Source organism: Nitrospinota bacterium (assembly GCA_027619975.1).
Classification (GTDB): Bacteria; Nitrospinota; Nitrospinia; order Nitrospinales; family VA-1; genus JADFGI01.
In genome coordinates this window covers 1-19,581 of record JAQCGX010000005.1, presented here as the reverse complement: position 1 = coordinate 19,581, position 19,581 = coordinate 1, and the positions used below count along the sequence as shown (strand labels likewise).

General features: G+C 47.2%; 16 protein-coding genes. 7 read left to right on the top strand and 9 right to left on the bottom strand.

Going from position 1 to position 19,581, the window contains the following annotated elements:
* Positions 1 to 61 precede the first annotated feature (61 nt).
* From O3C58_02595 to O3C58_02580, 4 genes are all read right to left on the bottom strand, one after another.
* Entirely contained in the window at positions 62 to 2,692 is a 2,631-nt protein-coding gene (locus tag O3C58_02595) for a CBS domain-containing protein (protein ID MDA0690755.1), read from the bottom strand.
* A gap of 28 nt (positions 2,693 to 2,720) precedes the next feature.
* A complete protein-coding gene (locus O3C58_02590; GenBank protein ID MDA0690754.1) occupies positions 2,721 to 3,284 on the bottom strand; it encodes a protein-disulfide reductase DsbD family protein in 564 nt (187 codons plus the stop codon).
* 63 nt (positions 3,285 to 3,347) lie between these two features.
* Positions 3,348 to 4,280: a thioredoxin domain-containing protein gene (locus O3C58_02585; protein ID MDA0690753.1), complete on the bottom strand. Its 933-nt coding sequence runs from the start codon at positions 4,278 to 4,280 to the stop codon at positions 3,348 to 3,350.
* A 763-nt stretch (positions 4,281 to 5,043) separates the two neighbouring features.
* Complete coding sequence (locus tag O3C58_02580) at positions 5,044 to 5,949, bottom strand: Mrp/NBP35 family ATP-binding protein (GenBank protein ID MDA0690752.1); 906 nt, start codon at positions 5,947 to 5,949, stop codon at positions 5,044 to 5,046.
* A gap of 596 nt (positions 5,950 to 6,545) precedes the next feature.
* Between O3C58_02580 and O3C58_02575 the strand changes: the two genes are divergently transcribed.
* Both O3C58_02575 and O3C58_02570 read left to right on the top strand, forming a co-directional pair.
* Positions 6,546 to 6,959 carry a DUF4399 domain-containing protein gene (locus O3C58_02575; GenBank protein MDA0690751.1) on the top strand — a complete coding sequence of 138 codons (414 nt, stop codon included), beginning with the start codon at positions 6,546 to 6,548 and terminating at the stop codon, positions 6,957 to 6,959.
* Between the two features lie 284 nt (positions 6,960 to 7,243).
* Positions 7,244 to 8,608: a tetratricopeptide repeat protein gene (locus tag O3C58_02570; protein ID MDA0690750.1), complete on the top strand. Its 1,365-nt coding sequence runs from the start codon at positions 7,244 to 7,246 to the stop codon at positions 8,606 to 8,608.
* A gap of 11 nt (positions 8,609 to 8,619) precedes the next feature.
* Here O3C58_02570 and O3C58_02565 read toward each other — a convergent pair whose 3' ends face one another.
* Together O3C58_02565 and O3C58_02560 are read right to left on the bottom strand one after the other, a co-directional pair.
* Positions 8,620 to 9,543, bottom strand: coding sequence for a M28 family peptidase (locus O3C58_02565; GenBank protein ID MDA0690749.1), 924 nt, complete (start codon positions 9,541 to 9,543; stop codon positions 8,620 to 8,622).
* Between the two features lie 28 nt (positions 9,544 to 9,571).
* Positions 9,572 to 10,015, bottom strand: coding sequence for an NUDIX hydrolase (locus O3C58_02560; protein ID MDA0690748.1), 444 nt, complete (start codon positions 10,013 to 10,015; stop codon positions 9,572 to 9,574).
* A gap of 354 nt (positions 10,016 to 10,369) precedes the next feature.
* Between O3C58_02560 and flgM the strand changes: the two genes are divergently transcribed.
* Positions 10,370 to 10,693, top strand: a complete 324-nt coding sequence (gene flgM / locus O3C58_02555) for a flagellar biosynthesis anti-sigma factor FlgM (GenBank protein ID MDA0690747.1) — start codon at positions 10,370 to 10,372, stop codon at positions 10,691 to 10,693.
* Between the two features lie 195 nt (positions 10,694 to 10,888).
* On the opposite strand, the gene O3C58_02550 is transcribed toward flgM, so the two are convergent.
* Positions 10,889 to 11,119, bottom strand: coding sequence for a DUF1858 domain-containing protein (locus tag O3C58_02550; protein MDA0690746.1), 231 nt, complete (start codon positions 11,117 to 11,119; stop codon positions 10,889 to 10,891).
* 86 nt (positions 11,120 to 11,205) lie between these two features.
* On the opposite strand from O3C58_02550, the gene rpmB reads away from it, so the two are divergent.
* Entirely contained in the window at positions 11,206 to 11,397 is a 192-nt protein-coding gene (rpmB, locus tag O3C58_02545) for a 50S ribosomal protein L28 (GenBank protein MDA0690745.1), read from the top strand.
* Between the two features lie 17 nt (positions 11,398 to 11,414).
* Here rpmB and O3C58_02540 read toward each other — a convergent pair whose 3' ends face one another.
* Positions 11,415 to 13,646, bottom strand: a complete 2,232-nt coding sequence (locus O3C58_02540) for a bifunctional (p)ppGpp synthetase/guanosine-3',5'-bis(diphosphate) 3'-pyrophosphohydrolase (GenBank protein MDA0690744.1) — start codon at positions 13,644 to 13,646, stop codon at positions 11,415 to 11,417.
* 246 nt (positions 13,647 to 13,892) lie between these two features.
* Between O3C58_02540 and recG the strand changes: the two genes are divergently transcribed.
* The 3 genes from recG (at position 13,893) to O3C58_02525 (ending at position 18,674) form a co-directional block, all read left to right on the top strand.
* Positions 13,893 to 16,037 carry an ATP-dependent DNA helicase RecG gene (gene recG / locus O3C58_02535; protein ID MDA0690743.1) on the top strand — a complete coding sequence of 715 codons (2,145 nt, stop codon included), beginning with the start codon at positions 13,893 to 13,895 and terminating at the stop codon, positions 16,035 to 16,037.
* 62 nt (positions 16,038 to 16,099) lie between these two features.
* Positions 16,100 to 16,465: a NusG domain II-containing protein gene (locus tag O3C58_02530; GenBank protein MDA0690742.1), complete on the top strand. Its 366-nt coding sequence runs from the start codon at positions 16,100 to 16,102 to the stop codon at positions 16,463 to 16,465.
* Entirely contained in the window at positions 16,449 to 18,674 is a 2,226-nt protein-coding gene (locus O3C58_02525; GenBank protein MDA0690741.1) for a M1 family aminopeptidase, read from the top strand. Before O3C58_02530 ends, O3C58_02525 begins: the two co-directional genes overlap by 17 nt.
* A gap of 118 nt (positions 18,675 to 18,792) precedes the next feature.
* Here O3C58_02525 and O3C58_02520 read toward each other — a convergent pair whose 3' ends face one another.
* The gene (locus O3C58_02520; GenBank protein ID MDA0690740.1) at positions 18,793 to 19,320 is read right to left on the bottom strand and encodes a peptidylprolyl isomerase; all 528 of its coding nucleotides are present in this window, start codon (positions 19,318 to 19,320) and stop codon (positions 18,793 to 18,795) included.
* Between the last annotated feature and the right edge of the window lie 261 nt (positions 19,321 to 19,581).

The following is a 19,581-nucleotide window of genomic DNA, read 5'->3' as shown; positions in this document are numbered from 1 at the left end:
GCGAAGCGAGCGTTTGCCGCAAACTCGCTCCAGCCCGAAAGCTGGTGCGGGACGAATAGAATTATTGCAGAAACTGTTTTTGCACCAGCGCCATTTCATCCTGCCTGGTTTTCACCTTGCCATCGACCCTGGCATCTCGCAAGGTCTTGAAAACGGTTTGGAATATGGGACCGGGTTTCACCCCCATGCGTATCAGATCGTCTCCCGTAAGAAATAATTTACCAAGATCGTGATACTGAGTGAGGTAAAGGGTGGCATAGTGATTGACCCTATCGTCGTCCAACAGCGTCAGCATAAAAACAATTGCTTCCGGGGATAGCGGAGAAAAAATTTCATAAATTTCAGCAGGCCCCAACTCCTTTTTCCTGGCCAAATGCTCTATGGCTTCTTTGCAATTTTCCAGATCTGTTTCCAGCCGTTTTTGCAATCGCATCGGCAGACGTAATCGTTCCACCGCTTGCGGGACCGCCTGGTCATCCAGATCATAAAACAAACCCATAAAATAAATAAACCAGGCCTCCGGCGTTTTAACAAAGGGAACCATTTTTGCCCAGGATAAGACTTCCCTCACCCGTTCCAGAGTTTTCATGCCGGAAACATCCGCAAGCATCCCAGGGGAAATGAACTGCAACAGGGAAAACTCCATCATACGCCGAATGCAGGGCACCGGCTGGTCCTCTTTCAAAATGAGGAAGAGTTCGTTCAAAAACCGGGAACCGCTCAATTTATCCACCAGCCTCTTTTTAACGGCGGTCTTCATGAACGCTTCCGTTTGCTTGCCAATTTGAAAACCGTGCCGTTGCTCAAACCGAATGGCGCGGAAGATCCGGCAGGGATCTTCGATAAAACTTAAATTATGGAGCACCCGGATCATCTTGTCCTTAAGGTCCTTTTCTCCATTAAAATAGTCCATGAGCTTGAAGGCGTCTTTGCCAGTCAACTGAATGGCCAGGCTGTTGACTGTAAAGTCGCGGCGAAACAGATCCGCCTTGACAGAACTTCTCTCAACTGTTGGCAGCGCGGCGGGATGTTTGTAAAATTCCATCCGCGCCGTGGCCACGTCGACACGAAACCCATCCTCCAGAATGATGACAGACGTGCCAAATTTGGCATGAGTTTTCACCCTCCCCTTCAGCTCTGCCGCCAACTTCCTGGCAAAGTCAATCCCGTCGCCTTCGACCACAATATCAACGTCGAGGTTGGGAATACCCAGCAGTAAATCGCGGACAAATCCGCCGACGACATAAACGGAACAATGATCCCCGTCGGCCATTTTGGTGATGCATTCAAAAAGACCCATCACTTTTTTATCGAGCCGTTCTTTCATCACACTCTTGACATTTTTATGCCCGCCCCTCCCCCCGAGACCTCCTGTTTTCCTTGATTCTTCTTCGGAAATCAAATCGCCTTGCAAAACGCGGAGCAGGTCTCCACGGCTGACGATACCCTCCAACTCGCCGCTTTTTACATCGACCACGGGAATGAGTTTTTGCTTCTCTTCAATAATCATGGGAACGATGGTTCTAAAATAGGAGTCAGGGGATGTTACGGAAAACTCCTGAATCATCAGATCCTCGGCACTGGTTTTTCCCAGTTTATGGTGCAGGGCTTTTTCCACAATTTGCCGGGTGATCAACCCCACAGGCACATTTTTAACCATAACCGGAAGCGTATTCAGATTGAATAAGGTCAATTTTTTTTCAACCGCTTGAATCGAATCTTCCTTTTGGACACAGACAACGGGAAAATGCATGATATCCCTGACCCGACAAAGCGGTTCTACTTTTTCCTCCAGAACGCGAAACAACTCTTCCTTGGCCTGAACCAGAGTCATCTCGCGAATACTCGCAGCCGCCGCATTGGCGTGCCCTCCCCCATCAAACTCTCGGGCAACCTGAGCGAGATCAATGGCCTTGGTGCGGCTACGCCCGATAAAATAAACGCGCCGATCCATTTGCACAAGAATCAATAATGCGGAGAGATTTTCCAAGTCCATCATTCGGCTTACCACGTAAGCAAGATCCTCGACAAAATAATCCACCGTTGCCGTGGCCAGCGTTATTTCCACCCCATTAATATGCAACGATTCAATATTGCGGATAAGCTCGTTGAGCACATCCAGCTGTTCGCGGTTCAACCGCGTCTGGACATACTCGTCCACCACATTCAAATCAGCGCCCGTTTGGACTAGGTTTGCCACAGCATGAAAATCTTCCGGGGTTGTGGAAATGGAGATCAGGGAATGCGTATCTTCGTAAATCCCCAAAGCCATGAGCGTGCTTTCTTGACTGGTTAAAGTGATCTTATTTTCTGCCAGGATTTCCATCAGGATCGTGGTCGCGGCGCCCCTTTTTTTCACGACGGCCTTGGCGGCTTGAATTTCCTTCCCCACTTCAGGATGATGATCGTAGATGTGAACTTCCACGTCCGGTTTATTGATCAGGGATTGAAATACACCAATGCGGGCGGGGTTCTGAGTATCCACCAGAATCAATAAAGAGACCTTATCAAGATCGATTTCTTTGATCTTCGTAATCTCCAACGCCGAATTCATCTCCTGCAAATAGCGATGCACCATTTTCTCGGCGGAACCGGAAAAAACCATTTTCGCCTGAGGATATAGTTTTTTCGCCGCCACCATGGAAGCCAGGCAGTCAAAATCGGCATTTAAATGTGTTGTGATCACTTGCATTGACAACTCATCTTTTTAGCTTAAAAACTTATTCGTCTCCCAGCACCCGGAGTTTTGTTTGAAAACCAACTTCTCTGGGCAGGGAACATATTTTATTATCGCAGGCTCGAAACTCGATGGTCCCGGAAATGGCATGCGTTCCGGGTTTGAGATGACTCGGAACCCTCAGTCTGCGGCTGAACCGGACTGCGTTTTGATGAACTTTAACCACTTTGTCTAAAGCCCCATCCAAGGTAATGATGGGCTCAGGTTCTATCCAATGATCTTTCGGCTGAAAAATATTTTCGCGGAAATGAATTTGCGTGGCCAGGGTTTCGTCCTTGCCTTGGGATTCCAGGGAATAAATATGCCATCCCTCGGACAACTGCACCCATAGATGCAGGTCAAAATTCTCGCCCGGTTTCGCCTCGACAGGGTCAGTGGAAGGGGTAACATTGATGCTGGAAATATTGTTCTTGGATCGGGAAAACTCTTCAAAAGACTGGAAAGCAAAAGTTGAAGAGGCTGGGAAAATCAATGCGGCAACGATCAGCACACTCAACCCGGTCAATAAATATAAAACGGATCTCTGAAAAGGACGGATCAAGAACATGTGGATCGCTCACTTCAACACGGCTTCCCTGGGAAGGCAAGCGGGTGGAATCGGTTGAGATCGTTACCGAACCAGTTTTGCCTCGGCACGAGATAAGGCGAGATATTTCTCGATGGTTTGAACAAACTTATCCTGGGAAACCGCTCCAGAAAACATCTCCCCTGAAACCGTCCCGCTTTCCGAATCGTAAAGCCCAACAACAAACGTTGGCGTTCCCTGAATGCCCAGCTGAGCCCCATCGCGGATATCGTCCGTTACCCGGGTTTTATATTTTCTTTCCTTCCAACAGGTTTGAAAATCCTTTAATTCCTTGACCCCTGCTTGCCGGGCTAATTGAATGATGTCGGTCTCGGTCAGCGCTTGAGCATCATCGGTTTTTTCATACAAGATGGACTGAAGCTCCCAAAATCGTCCCTGATCCCTCGCGCACTCTACAGCTTCCGCAAGGGTTGTTGCTTCTTTATGAAACGGCAGTGGGAAATGACGGTAACCAAACTCAACCTGTTCGGAATATTTTTTACGCAACTCGTCGAGAGTCTTCTGCACCCGTTTGCAAAAAGGACATTGAAAATCTGAATATTCCAGGATTAAAACTTTTCTGTCTTTTTTCACATCCGAGCGGTTCCACAAAGACGCGGTTCCCAACTCTGCGACCACCCTGAACTCACTGGGAGGTTTTAAGTAAATTTGGACCCATTTCTTATTAAGAGCATACTGATATTTTTTTTCAATATAAGAATCCCTGGTAACTCTTTCGAGATACTCGCGAATCTCATCTTTCATTTTTTCAGGATTGCCCAGTTGCTTGACGCCAGGGGTATTTTCATAAAATTCAGCGATCTGCTTATCCGTAACTTTTACAGCGCCGTCATCCAAAAAATCAGGGTGCTTTTTAACGAGCTGATCGAGTATTTTCTCTTTCAATACCACGGATTGCATGCTGTGAAGCTGGGACATGGCGTCATGGATCTGGGCATTTTTCAGATCATCCATCATAAGGGGCTCCCCGTCGACTGTGGCCACGACGGGATTATTGGAATAGATCTGAACCGGAGAAGGATCGGCATACAGTGTTGTTGCAGGGAAGACTCCAAATAGAACAAGGAGTAAACTAAGGGTCAAAAGTCTGTTGCTTTTTTTAGAAAAAATATAATTTTTGAAGATCACAATCAGAAATCACCTTAGAGTCAGTTTTAAATATGAATTCCCTACCGGGGTCACCTGTATAACTTAGTGAGACCTCCTATGTAGGATACGTTTAAACCTTTGCAACCGCCAATTTAATTAAGGTTGGCTCTAAAAATTATTTTATTACAGGAAATTGAACATTGTACAAGGATTTCATATATCAGTGGCACGGGCGACCTATCCTTAAAGTTTATGCGGAAGTGCGGAATTTAATTCCGCCTTTCCAGCCCGTGCGGACAGGCTGGAAAGCCTGTCCCACTAAAACAAAGCCATCTCCTTAAATTGACGATTAGGAGCATTTAGTCAATTTTTAGAGATGCCTTTAAGATTGGTTCATCATACAAATTGAAACTCCCTAACAGGTCGCTGAAAAACTATTCTTGCTAGCCACAACTGTCACACTGAGCTTGTGATATTCGACAATTGCCTTCATGCCCCAGAGGGGTATGTCGAAATGTGAAAACAGCCCTTACATCAAGGTCATACTTCGACAAGCTCAGCATGACAACAGTGGAAACCCTCGTGTTTGGGACTTTTTCAGCAACCTGCTAATTTGCATTCGTCGCGAAAATTAACCTGCGGTTACTGAAGCCTCTGGGTTAAGAAATTTATGGCAGTTGTCCGCCAGTTGCAAGAAGGCTTTGGCGGCGACAGAGTCGGGTTTCGATAGAACAATCGGTTCCCCGCTGTCCGAGCATTTGGTGATTTCCAAATCCAGCGGAATTTTCCCCAGATAGGGAAGCACCAGCTCCTGCGCAAGTCTTTCTCCCCCGCCCTTTTTAAACACGTCAATATCTTTTTCACAATGAGGACAGATGAGTGTGCTCATATTTTCGACCACACCCACGATCGGGACATTACTGTCTCTGGCGAAAGAGATCATCTTTCTGGCGTCCAGCAGAGCCATATCCTGTGGAGTGGTCACGATGACCGCCCCATCGACGTCTCCGATAAAATCGATGATGGTGATCTGTTCGTTCCCGGTTCCAGGCGGAAGGTCGAAGAGCAAATAGTCCAGTGTCCCCCAATTGATATTGCCCAGCAATTCTATAATAAAATCGTATTTGACAGCATCGCGCCAGGCGATGTGCATATTGGGATCTTCAATCAGAAAACCTAATGAGGCGACTTTGAGGCCGTTGCGTGTTTCGTAAGGATCAATGCCTTCCTCGGTAGACTTCAGGCGGATATTTTCGGCGTTTAATAACTTGGGAACGTTGGGACCGTGTAAATCGGCATCGGCAAGACCCACCTTGAAGCCTTTTTCCTGAAGGGCAATGGCGAGGTTGGTTGTCACCGTGCTTTTCCCAACGCCGCCTTTATTACTGCCGACAATCAATTTGAACTTAATATCACCCATCCGCTTATTAACAAGCCAGCGGTTGTGTTCATTTTTGTCGGCTTTGCAATCGGTATCATTATTAAACTCACACATCTCGCATGTGTGAAGGAGCCTGCATTCTCCTGTTACTACCATCACGACCTCCTAAGGGTTCAATACGCAAGCCGGAACAAACAATCTTGTTTTCCAACCTTTTGATTATTCTTTGTATGTAGCGAAACTAATAGGTTAATTAACGAGGTTATTTAACAATTATTTTTATGTCAAGGGAAATAGAAGAATTTTTAATTTCAGGTTGCCGTTTATTGCCTTCCACCGCCGAGTACTTTGCCAAACAAACTGACACACCTGCTTATCTTAGATATTTCAAACATAACCCCGAACTCTTCAAAAGGCAATGCTTGCAGATCGCCCATATCGTTAAAACGATATTTTTTCCAGAAATAACCTCTGCAATAGAAATAAGTCATTTTTAACATGCACAAAATATTTTTACTTTCTCGAATCTTTTGTATGTTTTTTTAATCTTAGAGAAAATTGTCTTCGTCCGCAAAGCTCCCCGGCAAGAAATTCTTTGTTTTTATGAACGTGATAAAGGATGGGTTTTATGGGTTCACTTTCTGAATTTTTTTTATAATATGAGTTAAAGTACTTTTTTGAATACGAAGTTGCATTTGACTTAGTATCGTTGGGAGGTCCTAATAATATTGATTTTAAGGAGTCTTGGCATTATGCGTAATTTTTCAGTTAAATTTTTCACAATCCTGGTAATTCTTTTCGTTTTTGGCATTACAGCGGCCTCTGCGGGCAATTCGGTAAAAATCACTGAACCCCCTAACGGCGCTGTCGTTTCAAGCCCTGTTAAAGTTTGCATGGAAACTCATGGCGTTGAGGTTGAACCGGCTAAAAACGGCGTCAATGACGGTAAAGGCCACCATCATTTACTGATTGACACTGAGCTTCCCAGTGACCTCAGCAAACCCATTGGAAAAGATGCTCAGCATGTTCACATGGGCGATGGTTCCACCTGCAAAGAGCTTACGTTAGACGCTGGCAAGCACAGCATCAGCGCTTTGTTCGCCAAGGGAAACCATGTTCCTTATGACCCTGCGATCACGACTAAAATCGAAATCACAGTAAAATAAGGTCTGACAGTTTCGTATTAAATGCCGCTCCAATATGGGGCGGCATTTTTTTATCCTGCATACCAACTTCTCCACCCTCATCCAAGCAAAGCCCGGAAGCACGCCCCCCCCTTTTAAGCCTCTGTTTTGCATGCAGATCGCATCCCATTTCTCAACCGAAATGAGTTGTAATATCCATTTTTAACTTATAAAATAATTTCTATCCAAAGTTTTTTCAATAAGGTGTCTGGGGCGGGTGTTGGAGCCCAATCCAGCAAACAGGTTGCGTCAGAGACAGCCCATTTATGCAAAAGATACTGTTGAAGAAAATCGTTCTATTTCTGATCGCCGCCCTGCTGGTTGCGGGTCTGTATTCCCAGGCATTGGGTCACGAGGTCAACAAAAGCGCCATTGTTCTGTTGACCTGTAAGGATAAAAAAGGAGAGATGATTGGCACGGGAACCGGTTTCATCGTCAAACCGGATGGAACCCTCATCACCAATTACCATGTTCTTGTCGATGCGGTTTCTGTAAACGCTGTTTTCTCAAATGGGTCCCAGGTTCCCGTTCGGCAGGTTTTAAAAGTAGACCGCATCAAAGACTTTGCGGTATTGAAACTTAGAGAAGGGTTTTATTCCACTCTGGAAATTGGGGATTCGCGTCAAGTCCAGGCCTACGATTATTCCAGCGCCTTGGGGTATTTGTCTCAAAGCGTAAGGGAGGATGAAGGCAGTTTAAAAGGCGACCTTCTGCAAACCTTCGGTTTTGTTCTGGGCGTCCACCCGCAGGCGGACCCGAATTTCTCTTACATATACAACTCCACCACCTTTGGACCCGGCTTCAGCGGCGGACCGGTTGTGGATAAGGAAAATAAAGTGATCGGCATTGCGACCCTGGAAGGCCGGGGGATCAACCTAGCCTTGCCCATTCATGAGGTCGAGCCCTTCCTGGATCAAAAAAAAGGTATGACCCTTGACCAGCTTTTGCAGGAAGATCGCGATTCCAAGGAAGCCATGTATTACCGGGGAAATTTTTCGCTTTATGGCAAGGGCGACCTGGACGAGGCCATCCTGAACTTTCAAAAGGTATTAAAAGTAGATCCCAATTTTGTGCTGGCTCTTTATGACCTGGCGGCGGCAAAGCGGGATCAAGGTTTGATCGATGAAACCATTGCTGACTATGAAAAAATTATCAAGATCAATCCCAATTTCCCGGAAGCTCTGTCAAACCTGGGAGGCTATTATTTCCGCGCCGGAAAACTGGAAAAAGCCGTTTCCATGTTTGAGCAAGCCGTTCAAAATTATCCCAATTTTACCCAGGCCCTGTCCAATCTGGGAGCCGCTCTCAATAAACTCGACCGGGCCGCCGAGGCGGTTCCTCACCTGCAAAAAACCATCCGGCTCGATCCGGAATTTGCCATCGCCTATTATAATCTAGGGAATTCTTATTTCTCTCTGAACCAGCTGGAAGAGGCGCAAAAAACTTATGGCAAGTCGGAGGAACTGGGGTTGGATTTTCTTTCCCTGCATTGGAAGCTGTACCAGACCACCCACCGTTTGGGAAAAAATCAGGAAGCCAAAAAACAACTCGAAATCATTTTACAAATGGACCCCGAAAATCAGGAAGCCCAGCAAGCGCTGGCGAAACTCTCTCCCGCCGCCGTCAGATAGCCGGGCCGCGCTTAAATTTTCCCCAACGCTTCCACCACCACCGAAAATACCGAAAACAGGCTCTCTGGAGAACATTTGTCCAGGGTATCCGTCATTTTGTGCCAATGCGGGTAATCAAAGTCGATCAACACCACGGACGGAATTCCAAGACCTATGAACGGGTAATGATCGTCAAAGATGGTGTATTTACTTTTATTGATGAACTGCGAAACTTTCTTTGCGTCAGCGCTATCATGAATAAGATCCACCAGCCAGGATGCGCTTTTCACCGAATGCGTTTCTCTAAAAATTTGCAGATCCCGGTCGCCGATCATATCGATAACGATCACGCAATAGGGCCAGGTATCGGGACTGGATTCTCTCAATTGACTGGCGTAATGGGTGGACCCCAGTAAATTTTCCCCGGAACCCTTCCTGCCATAATCTTCACCATCGAAAAAAACCATCTCCACCGACCTGCGGTCCCGGTTTTGCTTCAGGTACTCTGCCAAAGCCAGCAACACCGCAGTCCCGGACCCGCCATCGTTGGCCCCTAAAATCGGCCGTGATTGCAGGGAGGGACTGGACTCTTCGTCGGCATAGGGCCGGGTGTCAAAATGAGCTCCGATCAAAATGGGAGCACCTTTGCGGTTGCCCTTGAATTGCAAACGAAAATTGGACATCTTCAACTTTTTTCCGTTGCCTACCGGGAAAAAGAAAACCTGTTCGTCAATCTCATCCGCATATTTTCTGCCCACCCGCTTGATCAACTCCATCGTTTTGAGATAACCCGGACTGCCAGGATTTCTAGGTCCAAACCCGGTCAGCGTCTTTAAATAGCTCCAGGCACTCTCAGAATGGACCTGCAATTCCTGCGCTCCAACCGGCCTGGAGTCGATGCCCCCCTGACAAATCAGTATCCCCGTCAATAAAGCCAATTGCCAAATTTTTCGCATATATTTTGTCCTATCCAAGTGGTGAGAATCAGGGTTTGACCTGTTTCGTGGGCAGTTTTACGTCTGCATTGTCGCGGATAGCTTGAAAATAGTCTTTCAGGATCTGACTGTGGTCAAAAACTAAAGGCGTGGGCAGGGAATTTTCAAAAAACACATCCGCCCGCCGAGCGTCCGAGGCACCTTTTGGGGCCCCGAAAGACCGAGCGATGAAAACCGTGGAAATATTATGTTGCCGCGAATCTCGCTTAGGGTCCGAATAGGTGTGAAATTGGCCCAGCAATTCAATATCCAGTGAAGTTTCTTCCCTGGCTTCACGAATCGCGGCATCTTCCAAAGATTCCCCATAGTCCACATAGCCCCCCGGCAAGGCCCATCCATAAGGAGGATTGGCCCTTTCAATCAATACAATAGAACCGTCTGCCAATTGTATAATGATATCGACGGTAGGAACCGGATTGCGAAATTTCATCATTTGATACTCCAAACCTTGCCCAAAAAATCATTTATTCTACCCCAATCGCAGGCCTGGAAAGAATTTTATCAAGAAAAACCTTATTTTAATCCCCCTCATATTGCTCCTAAAAAGAGGGCTGAAGGCTTGACAAACCCTTAATTAATAGTTATTTTAGATAACAATCAAAAATTTAAAATCACATAAATTGTGATTGAGGCTCTTAAGTTTCCCTTTATTTGTCCGATAAATAGGAATGCAAGGAGGCCTTGATTATTAAGAAGTTTTGCCTCCCTGGGGTGACAATGGGCGTAAAATAGCGCAACCTATTGAAAAGTTTAATCTTTTTGATACGATGGGGTGAGGATCTAAGCGATGGAAATTCCTGAAATAAAGAACAAAGCCATTCAAAATAATATCAAAGTGGCCAACAAAGCCCCGGTAACTAAAGGGGGTAGTGGCACCTCTTCAACTTCCAGCTCGGCTCAGAGAGCGGACAAAACCGCCTTTTCTGCAGAAGCGGTTGCCATTCAAAATGCCATCTCTTCTGTTAAAGAAGGGCCCAGCATAACTCAATCGGAGAAAGTCGCCCGTATCAAACAAGAAATCGAAGAAGGTCGGTTCCAGGTAGACAGCCACAAAGTGGCGGAAAAACTACTGACAGACATCATCACCGAATCCATCTCCCTGGGGTCGTAAGGATAGAGCACCCCTGATTTCCAGCCCCTCTGCACCCTCCTCTCAATGAGTTGGTTGCACTTCCTTCGAAAAACTGCTTGTTGGAGCCTCTTAGAACTCGTCCCCGCGTACTTTCCCTTAAATTTACACAGAAAAATCAAAACGTTTTCAAATCTAATCTCATTAGATGCGTTACTGCCAGGAAATTACAATATATCATTTCTGGAGGGGCGAAACGGTGGGAGTTGGGAGAGTGGCAAGGTATTGATTGAGCTGATCGATAAATTTACTCACATCCATACCGTGCATGAGAGCCCCGTTTTCAATGGTATCGAAATTCACTGCAAAACATTGACCACAACTCATGTTCAGGTCCGTAAAAAACTTGACCACTTCAGGGTAGGCACTGATTATTTCATTGATTTTAGTATCTTTTTTTATAACCATAAGACACCTAATTTACTTGCTCAGGATAATTGAGTATGTTAGCATCTAAATTTTCTTGAAACAATGCTTTTTGTGAGGAGTATTTGATGTCGAAGATATGTGGTGTTTGCGACAAAGGGCCGATGTTTGGCAATAATGTCAGTCATGCCAACAATAAGACGCGGCGACGTTGGGAGCCTAATCTGAAAAAACTGCGTGTTATTTATTTGGGCGCCATTCGAACAATGAAGGTTTGCACTCGCTGTTTGAAGGCAGGAAAAGTCGCAAAAGCCAGTTAATTTAACTGGCGTGCAGGTTACGCCGCGCTCCCGGCTCCTTCCGTATTTTTAGCGTGGCTTTGAAGTGGTTTTGTCTTCTTTTTGTACTCCTTGACCCTTTCCAGGTGAATGATACCATCCACTTTCCGAACTTTCTCCAAAGTCTGGTTTAGTTGTGCAAGGTCTTCGATCTCAATTGAGAGATCGAAGTACGCCCTCTTATGGGCGCCCTGCTGAACATTCGCCTGAATGATATTGATATCGCATTTGGCAAACACACTGCTGATACTGGCTAGAAGTCCCGGCCTGTCCTCGGTGACAATATGGATTTTTGTAGAATAAATGGTTTTCTGGCCGGTATCCCATTCCACCTCTACCAACCGCTCCGAGGCATCGCTCAATTGACCGATACCGGGGCAATCCATATGGTGAACCGTTACCCCCCGGCCGCGAGTGATATATCCACAAATGGGGTCTCCAGGAAGAGGATTACAGCATTTGCCTACGCGTAGAAGGATATCATCGTTAAAGCATTTAACTTTGATCGCGCTTTCACGGGTCCTTTGCGGCTTATTCTCCTTCAGTTTAATATGGGTTGATTCATCTTTCCGGTGCTTTTCTTCCAGCTTCGCTTTCGGTAAAAGTTTCTCGATAACGGAGTGGACAGAAACCTTGCCGACTCCAATCCCCATATAAAGCGTATTTAAATTATTATACCCACAGGAATGAATCGCTTCCTCAAGTGCCTTTCCCTTCAGGACCAAATCAGGGGCCAGATCATATTCCCGGATTTCCTTTTCCAATAACCCCTGACCCAGGCGCAGGCTTTTCTCGCGTTCCTGACTGTTAATATAATTTGAGATTCGGCTTCTGGCCTTGGATGTCTTTACAAAAGCCAACCAGTCGCGGTTGGGGTATTTCTGTTTGGAAGTTAATATTTCGACCCGATTGCCGTTTCGCAGTTTGAATTTCAAGGGAACAATTTTTCCGTCCACCTTCGCCGTCGTGCAATGCGTGCCGATATCCGTATGAACGGAATAGGCGAAATCGACAGGGGTCGCGCCATAGGGAAGGGCGATCACATCCCCCTCGGGAGTGAAAACATACACTTCATCTGGAAACAGATTAACTTTAAAAGCGTTGAGAAATTCTTTGGGGTTTTTAAGCTCTTTCTGATATTCGAGCAAGTGACGCACCCACACCAGTTGGTTGTTAGTTTCTTTACTTCTGGCTTTCCCTTCCTCCTTATATTGCCAGTGAGCGGCAATGCCTTCTTCACAAACTTTGTGCATTTCACGAGTGCGGATCTGGACTTCCACGCGTTCGCCTTTGGGGCCGATGACGGTGGTGTGAAGAGACTTGTACATATTCGGCTTGGGCATCGCGATATAATCCTTGAACCGACCTGGAATCGGTTTCCACAAGGAATGGATCAAGCCTAAAACAGCATAACAATCTTTAACTGACTCCGTTAAAATACGCACTCCGATGAGATCATAAACATCCTCAAAGGCGATATTCTGACTCACCATTTTTTTATAAATACTGTAGTAATGCTTGGACCGCCCGGCAACCGTTCCGGCAACTTCTGCCTCTTTGAGCTCTCGCGTAATGATGTCGCACACATTTTCGACATAATTGTCTTGCTGTTCCTGTCCCTTGGCCACCTTTTCTTGAATCGCCTTATATTCCTCCGGGTGCAGATAACGAAAAGCGCCATTCTCAAGTTCAGCTCTCAACCAGCCGATTCCCAGTCGATTGGCCAGCGGAGCATAAATATCCAGTGTTTCACGGGCGATTCGGCGTTGTCGCTCTTCAGAGAGAGAGCCTAAGGTTTTAAGATTATGAGCCCGGTCTGCCAGTTTTATCAATACAACCCGGATGTCCCGGGCCATAGCAAGGATCATCTTGCGATAATTCTCCGCCTGACTTTCCTCGCGGCTGGAAAATTCCATCTTGCTGATCTTGGTCACGCCATCAACCAGCTGATAGATTTCATCACCGAACAAAACTTGAATTTCTTCAGGAGTGGCGAGGGTGTCTTCAATCGTGTCGTGCAGTAAACCGGCAGCAACAGTCTGCTCATCCATTTTCAGAAGCGTCAGGTTGAAAGCAACTCGCATGGGATGCGAGATATACGCTTCGCCGGATTTTCGGCTTTGCCCCCTATGAGCTTTCACTGAATACAGGTAGGCATCCAGAATCACATCCACATCCGCATCGGCGTGGTACTCCAATACGGCATCTGTAAGATCCTGAATAGTTAACATAACTGAGCCATCAACATTTATGGTTTAGGTCTGAATTTTCGTAACTGATTATAAATTAAATGTTTCCGAAATCTATATTAGCAAATAGACGGTTTATCTCATTATCAAGAATACTTCCCCCCCTATCCCCTTGTCAATAATCTTTCCTTGGCTTCCATGGTTAACCTGATTATGATGGTGCTTTTAATCATTTTCTCTCGCTTATTTGCAGCCAAAATCCCATATAAACTTCGGTTCTGTCAAACAATGGCACCTCCACAAAAAAAACATTCACTCGACGATCCGCTCCAGTACATTAAGGGGGTCGGCCCAAAACGAGCCCTACTGCTGGAAAAACTGGGCCTGAAAACGATTGAGGACTGCCTGTTTTTTCTTCCCTTCCGCTACGAGGACAGGACTCTGGTCAAAAAAATTTCGGAACTGATTCCCGGCGAGAGAGTCACTTTCCTCGGGGAAATCGTGACTGCGGGCGTTCAGCGCATCGGTCACCGGAAAAAGATTTTTGAGGCGCTCATAAAAGACGAAACCGGAACCATCCCCGTAAAATGGTTTCGATGCAACGAGTCTTACATGATGGGGAAATACCCCGTCGGCTCGCATGTCATCCTGTCCGGCAAACCCGAGTTGAGCCGTTATCAGGGGGGGCTGGAACTCATTCACCCGGATATGGAAAATGCTGGCAAGGAACCCGCCGATATAGAAAACAAAGAATCGCTGGAACTTGGGAAAATTAACCCCATCTACCATTCAACGGATGGGCTGCCGGTAAAACCCCTGCGGGCTATCCTGAACCGGGTAACTGAGAACTATGCCGGACTACTAAAAGAAATCCTCCCCGAGGAAATCCTCAGTCGACACAAATTCCCCACCAGAGCCCAGGCGATTCAACAGGTCCATTTGCCTGCCAATGATTTTTCGGTCAAGGATCTCGACAATTTCCGCACCCCGGCGCAAAAACGGCTCATCTTTGAAGAATTTTTTCTCATCCAGATAGGACTCGCCTATAAAAGACAGGTCGCGCGGAAACCGGCTCGCATATCAAAGGCGTTCGCCACACGCGGGCCGCTGATCCGAAAATTCATGAAACTTTTGAAATTCGAACTCACCCAGGCGCAGAAAAGAATTTTGGGGGAGATCATGGATGATCTGGAACAGGACACTCCCATGAACCGCCTCATCCAGGGCGATGTCGGTAGCGGAAAAACCGTGGTGGCTCTGATCTGCCTTCTCACAGCGGTAGAAAACAATACGCAGGCCGCGCTCATGGTTCCGACAGAAATTTTGGCCGAACAACATTTCCTGAATATCCAGCCCTTTTGCCAGCAATTGGGGATATCCATCGAATTGGTGACCAGCGCCCTGCCCGCCAAGGAAAAAAAAATCATCCAGCAACAGATCCAGGAAGGGAAAATACAGATCGTCATTGGCACCCACGCCCTGATCCAGAAAACCATCGAATTCCACAAACTGGGCCTGGCAGTCATCGACGAACAACACCGGTTTGGGGTTTTGCAAAGGGAGGCCATCGGCAAGAAAGGCGGACACCCGCATATCCTGGTCATGACCGCCACCCCCATCCCCCGGTCACTGGCCCTCACCCTGTATGGCGAGATGGATGTTTCTTTTCTGGATGAATTCCCGCCCGGAAGACAGCCCATCGTCACCCGGCTCTTTTTTGCGTCCAAACGGAGTCAGGCTTATGCCGTTTTACGGCAGGAAGCCGATAAAGGCAGACAGGCGTTTGTCGTTTGCCCGCTCATTGAAGAATCTGAAACCCTGGACCTTAAAACCGCGATGGAAGTGCAGGAGTCCCTGCAAAATGAACAGTTCCCCGATCTGACGATTCGCCTGATCCACGGAAAAATGAAAAAGGAGGAACGTCAACAGATCATGGTCGAATTTCTAAAAGGCGAGATCCACGTTCTGGTCGCCACCACGGTCATTGAAGTGGGAATCGATGTTCCAAACGCCACGTTGATGATCATCGAGCATGCGGAACGCTTCGGCCTTTCTCAGTTGCACCAGCTCCGGGGACGGGTGGGCCGGGGCGAACACGCCTCGCAATGCCTGCTGATCGCCTACCCTTCCAGTTCCGAAAATGGCAGGGCGCGTCTGGACGCCATCCAAAAATCCAATGACGGGTTCGTGATCGCCGAGGAGGATCTCAAAATCCGTGGCCCCGGAGATTTCATGGGAACCCGCCAGTCCGGCATACCGATCCTGCGGGTGGCAAATCTGATCCGCGATATTAAAATTCTCGAAGCGGCGAGAAAAGAAGCTTTTGCCCTGATCGACCGGGACCCGCATCTGGAAAACCCCGAGCATCAAAACCTCAAGCAAACAATGCATCAGTATCTTGGCGACAAGCTGAATCTTTTAAACATCATCTGATATGCTGGCTTTCTCGTTATGATAATCTTATGCCCTCGTAAATTGAGTCATCGGAGCGCGTGATGCGAACGACCCTGGGCGATAAAATTTTGATCGTGGCATTTATTTTCCTGAATGCTGTCCTTTTTCTTAAAATGGGGATCGGTACGACAGGGGATTGGGTGACCATCGAAGTCGATCAGAAGGAAATATCCCGCTACCCCCTTTCAGAGGACCGGGTGATCCCGGTCAAGGGCAGGCTGGGGATCACGGAAGTTGCGATTGAAAAGGGAAAAGCCCGCATTCGACATTCCCCCTGCACCAATAAAATCTGCATCAAGTCGGGCGATATTCAATATGCCGACCGGTTGATCGCCTGCATTCCCAACCGCGTCGTTGTTCGCGTGATCGGAAAAAGCCAACGGGGGGTTGATGCAATCGTTGGATAAAATAAAATTTTTGAAACCCATTTGCCGACTTGCTTTAGGCGCTTTTTGGCTGGTCATCACATTGTCCGGGAGTTCCTTCGCCAATCCCATTCCTCACCATCACAATGTCATGGTGAATCTGGACCCCGTCCAAAAATCCGCTCAGATCAAGGACACCCTGATCCTCCATCTGAAGCAGGAAAATGATTTCGTCCTGGAACTTTTTCTGCACGCCAATTTCGGGCTGGCTGAAATCAAAATTCCCGATAACAAGGATTTTATAATTGAAACCACACCGGCCCGGAATGCCGAGGAAGACCCACCGCTCACAAAAATATCCATTCGAAAAATTACCGATCACCCCTGGCCCGAGTATTTAAAAATTGAGTTTCAGTATGGTGGCAGAATATTTGATCCACAAAACCCGGAAAACACTGAAAGCTCCGGGGAGGGAATATTCCTGAACGGAGCCAGCTATTTTTATCCGCAAACTCTGCGGCAAAAAGAGGCCCCGGACCTCATGACCTTTCAACTCACCGTGCTCCACCCCGACGGGTGGAAGGTGGTGAGCCAGGGACGAAAAATATCGGAATCCAAAAACGGCAATCAGGTCGTTTGGGAAACCACCGACCCGATGGAAGAAATTTTTTTAATCGCCAATCGGTTTAAAGAATACGAGAGACAACACGGCGGCATTCTCTTCTATGCTTATCTTTTAAAAGAGGACCCCGACCTGGCCGAAACCTATTTTTCCGCCGCCAAAAAGTATCTGGATTTCTATGCAAAGCTGATAGGCCCCTATCCCTATCCCAAATTTGCCTTGATTGAAAATGCAATGCAAACCGGTTACGGAATGGCTTCTTTCACTTTGCTCGGCTCCCAGGTCATTCGTTTTCCGTTTATACTGAACACCTCCTACCCCCATGAAATCTTGCACAACTGGTGGGGAAACAGTGTCTACATAGACCCCGATAGCGGCAACTGGGCGGAGGGGTTGACCGCATACCTGTCCGACCATTTACTGACAGAATTGCAGGGACAAGGCAACCAGTACCGATTGCAACAATTGATGAATTTTTTGAGTTACGTAAACAAGGCCAATGATTTTCCCTTGATCAGCTTTAAATCGCGCACCAGCATGGCCTCTCAGGCGATAGGTTATGGCAAGATGTTGATGATGCTCCACATGGTGCGATTGCAGGTGGGCGATGCGGCTTTTCTACAAGCCCTGCGCGAATTCTACCGCGACAACCAGTTTCGACATGCAGGATTGTCGAATCTGAGACAATCGTTTGAATCCGCTTCGGGAAAAGACCTGTCACTTTTTTTCGATCATTGGACGTACCGTAGAGAAGCGCCTGAGTTGGAACTGATATCCGCGACACATACTTTCGAGGACGGACAACATCGCCTGCAAATCGAAGTTCAACAAAAGCAGTCCGGCCCGGCGTTTCCTCTCACCCTGCCGGTAGCTGTTTGGACAAAAGGGTCCCTGGCGCCACAAATCAAACAATTGGACATGACGCAGAAAACTCTCACGCACTCCTTTCATTTGCCTGATGAACCTGGCAAGGTACTGATCGACCCTTACACGGAAATTTTTCGAAAACTGGATCACGAGGAAGTTCCTCCCTCCATCGGGCAAACCTACGGCTACCCCCTCCCCTCACGGATTTTGCCGATCCAGGAAGATTTTCCAGATGTCCTTTTGGGCTATCATCAGTTTTCATTGTCCCTTGTTGAGGACAACAAATCATCGGGATATTTGCTGGACGATGCAAAATCCACTCCCCTCCCTAAAGGGGGTCTCTGGATTTTTGGCCGGAAAAATGCATACGCGAAACACCTGCAACCGCAATTGGAAGATTATGGTGTGGAGTTTTTTGAGGATAAGATAGTCATTGCCGGTGAATCGTTTCCGTGGGAGGACCACAGTTTTGTATTTACCGTTCGCAGTCCCGGTAAGATTGCGGGCTCCATCACCTGGGTGATCGTCAGTTCAGGCGAAAGCATTCCGGGATTGATCCGTAAGCTGCCTCATTATGGAAAATACGGGGCTCTGGTTTTTAAAGGCAAGCAACCTGAAAACCAACTCAAGAACATCTGGCCGTTTCAACCTTCAGGTTTGATGAAAGTTTTTCATCCGGGGGACTACACTCTGCCACCTCAGCCGCCGTTGGTGAATTACACCCCCATCCAGACCGATGCCCCTGTTCACCCCAATTTTTAAACGCGGAATGAACAGGGACTAAAGTGAACGACCGCGCCGCAAGCGGAAGGGGATTCCGACAAGCATTTTTATTTTAAAGACGCGGCCAGCCAGGGGGAATAAAACCCACTGGTGGGATTTAATTTGCAATACCAACCACTTTGATTTTGAAGGTGAGAGCTTTGCCGGCTAAGGGGTGGTTCATGTCAAGCGTGACATTTCCGTCCTTCACTTCAGTGATGGTGGCGGGAATCTGTCTTCCATCCGGTGTACCCACAGCAAGCATCATTCCTGTTTTCGGCTCATGATCCTTGGGAAGCTGGTCTCGTGGCACGACATGCGTCAGTTCAGGGTTGCGGCCGCCATAGGCTTCGGAAGGCTGAAGAGTGAACTTCTTTTCCTCGCCTTTTTTCATGCCCGTCACGGCCTGGTCGAATCCGGGAATCACTTGTCCAGAGCCTACTTCAAACTCCAAAGGGGTTTCATGTTTTTCCGAACTATCGAATACCGTTCCATCATCAAGTGTACCGGTATATTCCAAAGTGACTTTGTCCCCTTTTTTGGCGGCGGAACCACCGTCTGCTAGCACCTGGGAATTTCCACCAAAACCCGCGAACAAAAATACTGCCACCTGGACCAAGCACAACCACTTTGTGTAAATTCGCATAACTTGCCTTTTCTTAAGAATTTTTAATAGAATACAGTCTACTCTATCACACCATTATTTGACGTAAACCGCAATCCGTTTTATGTAGAGATTAAAATTAATTTAGGATATCTCTAAATTGACTAAACGCTCCTAGTCGTCAACTTAAGGAGATGGCTTTGTTTCAGTGGGACAGGCGACCTGCCCTTAAAGGTTATACGGAAGTGCGGAATTTAATTCCGCCTTTCCAGCCTGTCCGCACGGGCTGGAAAGCCCGTGCCA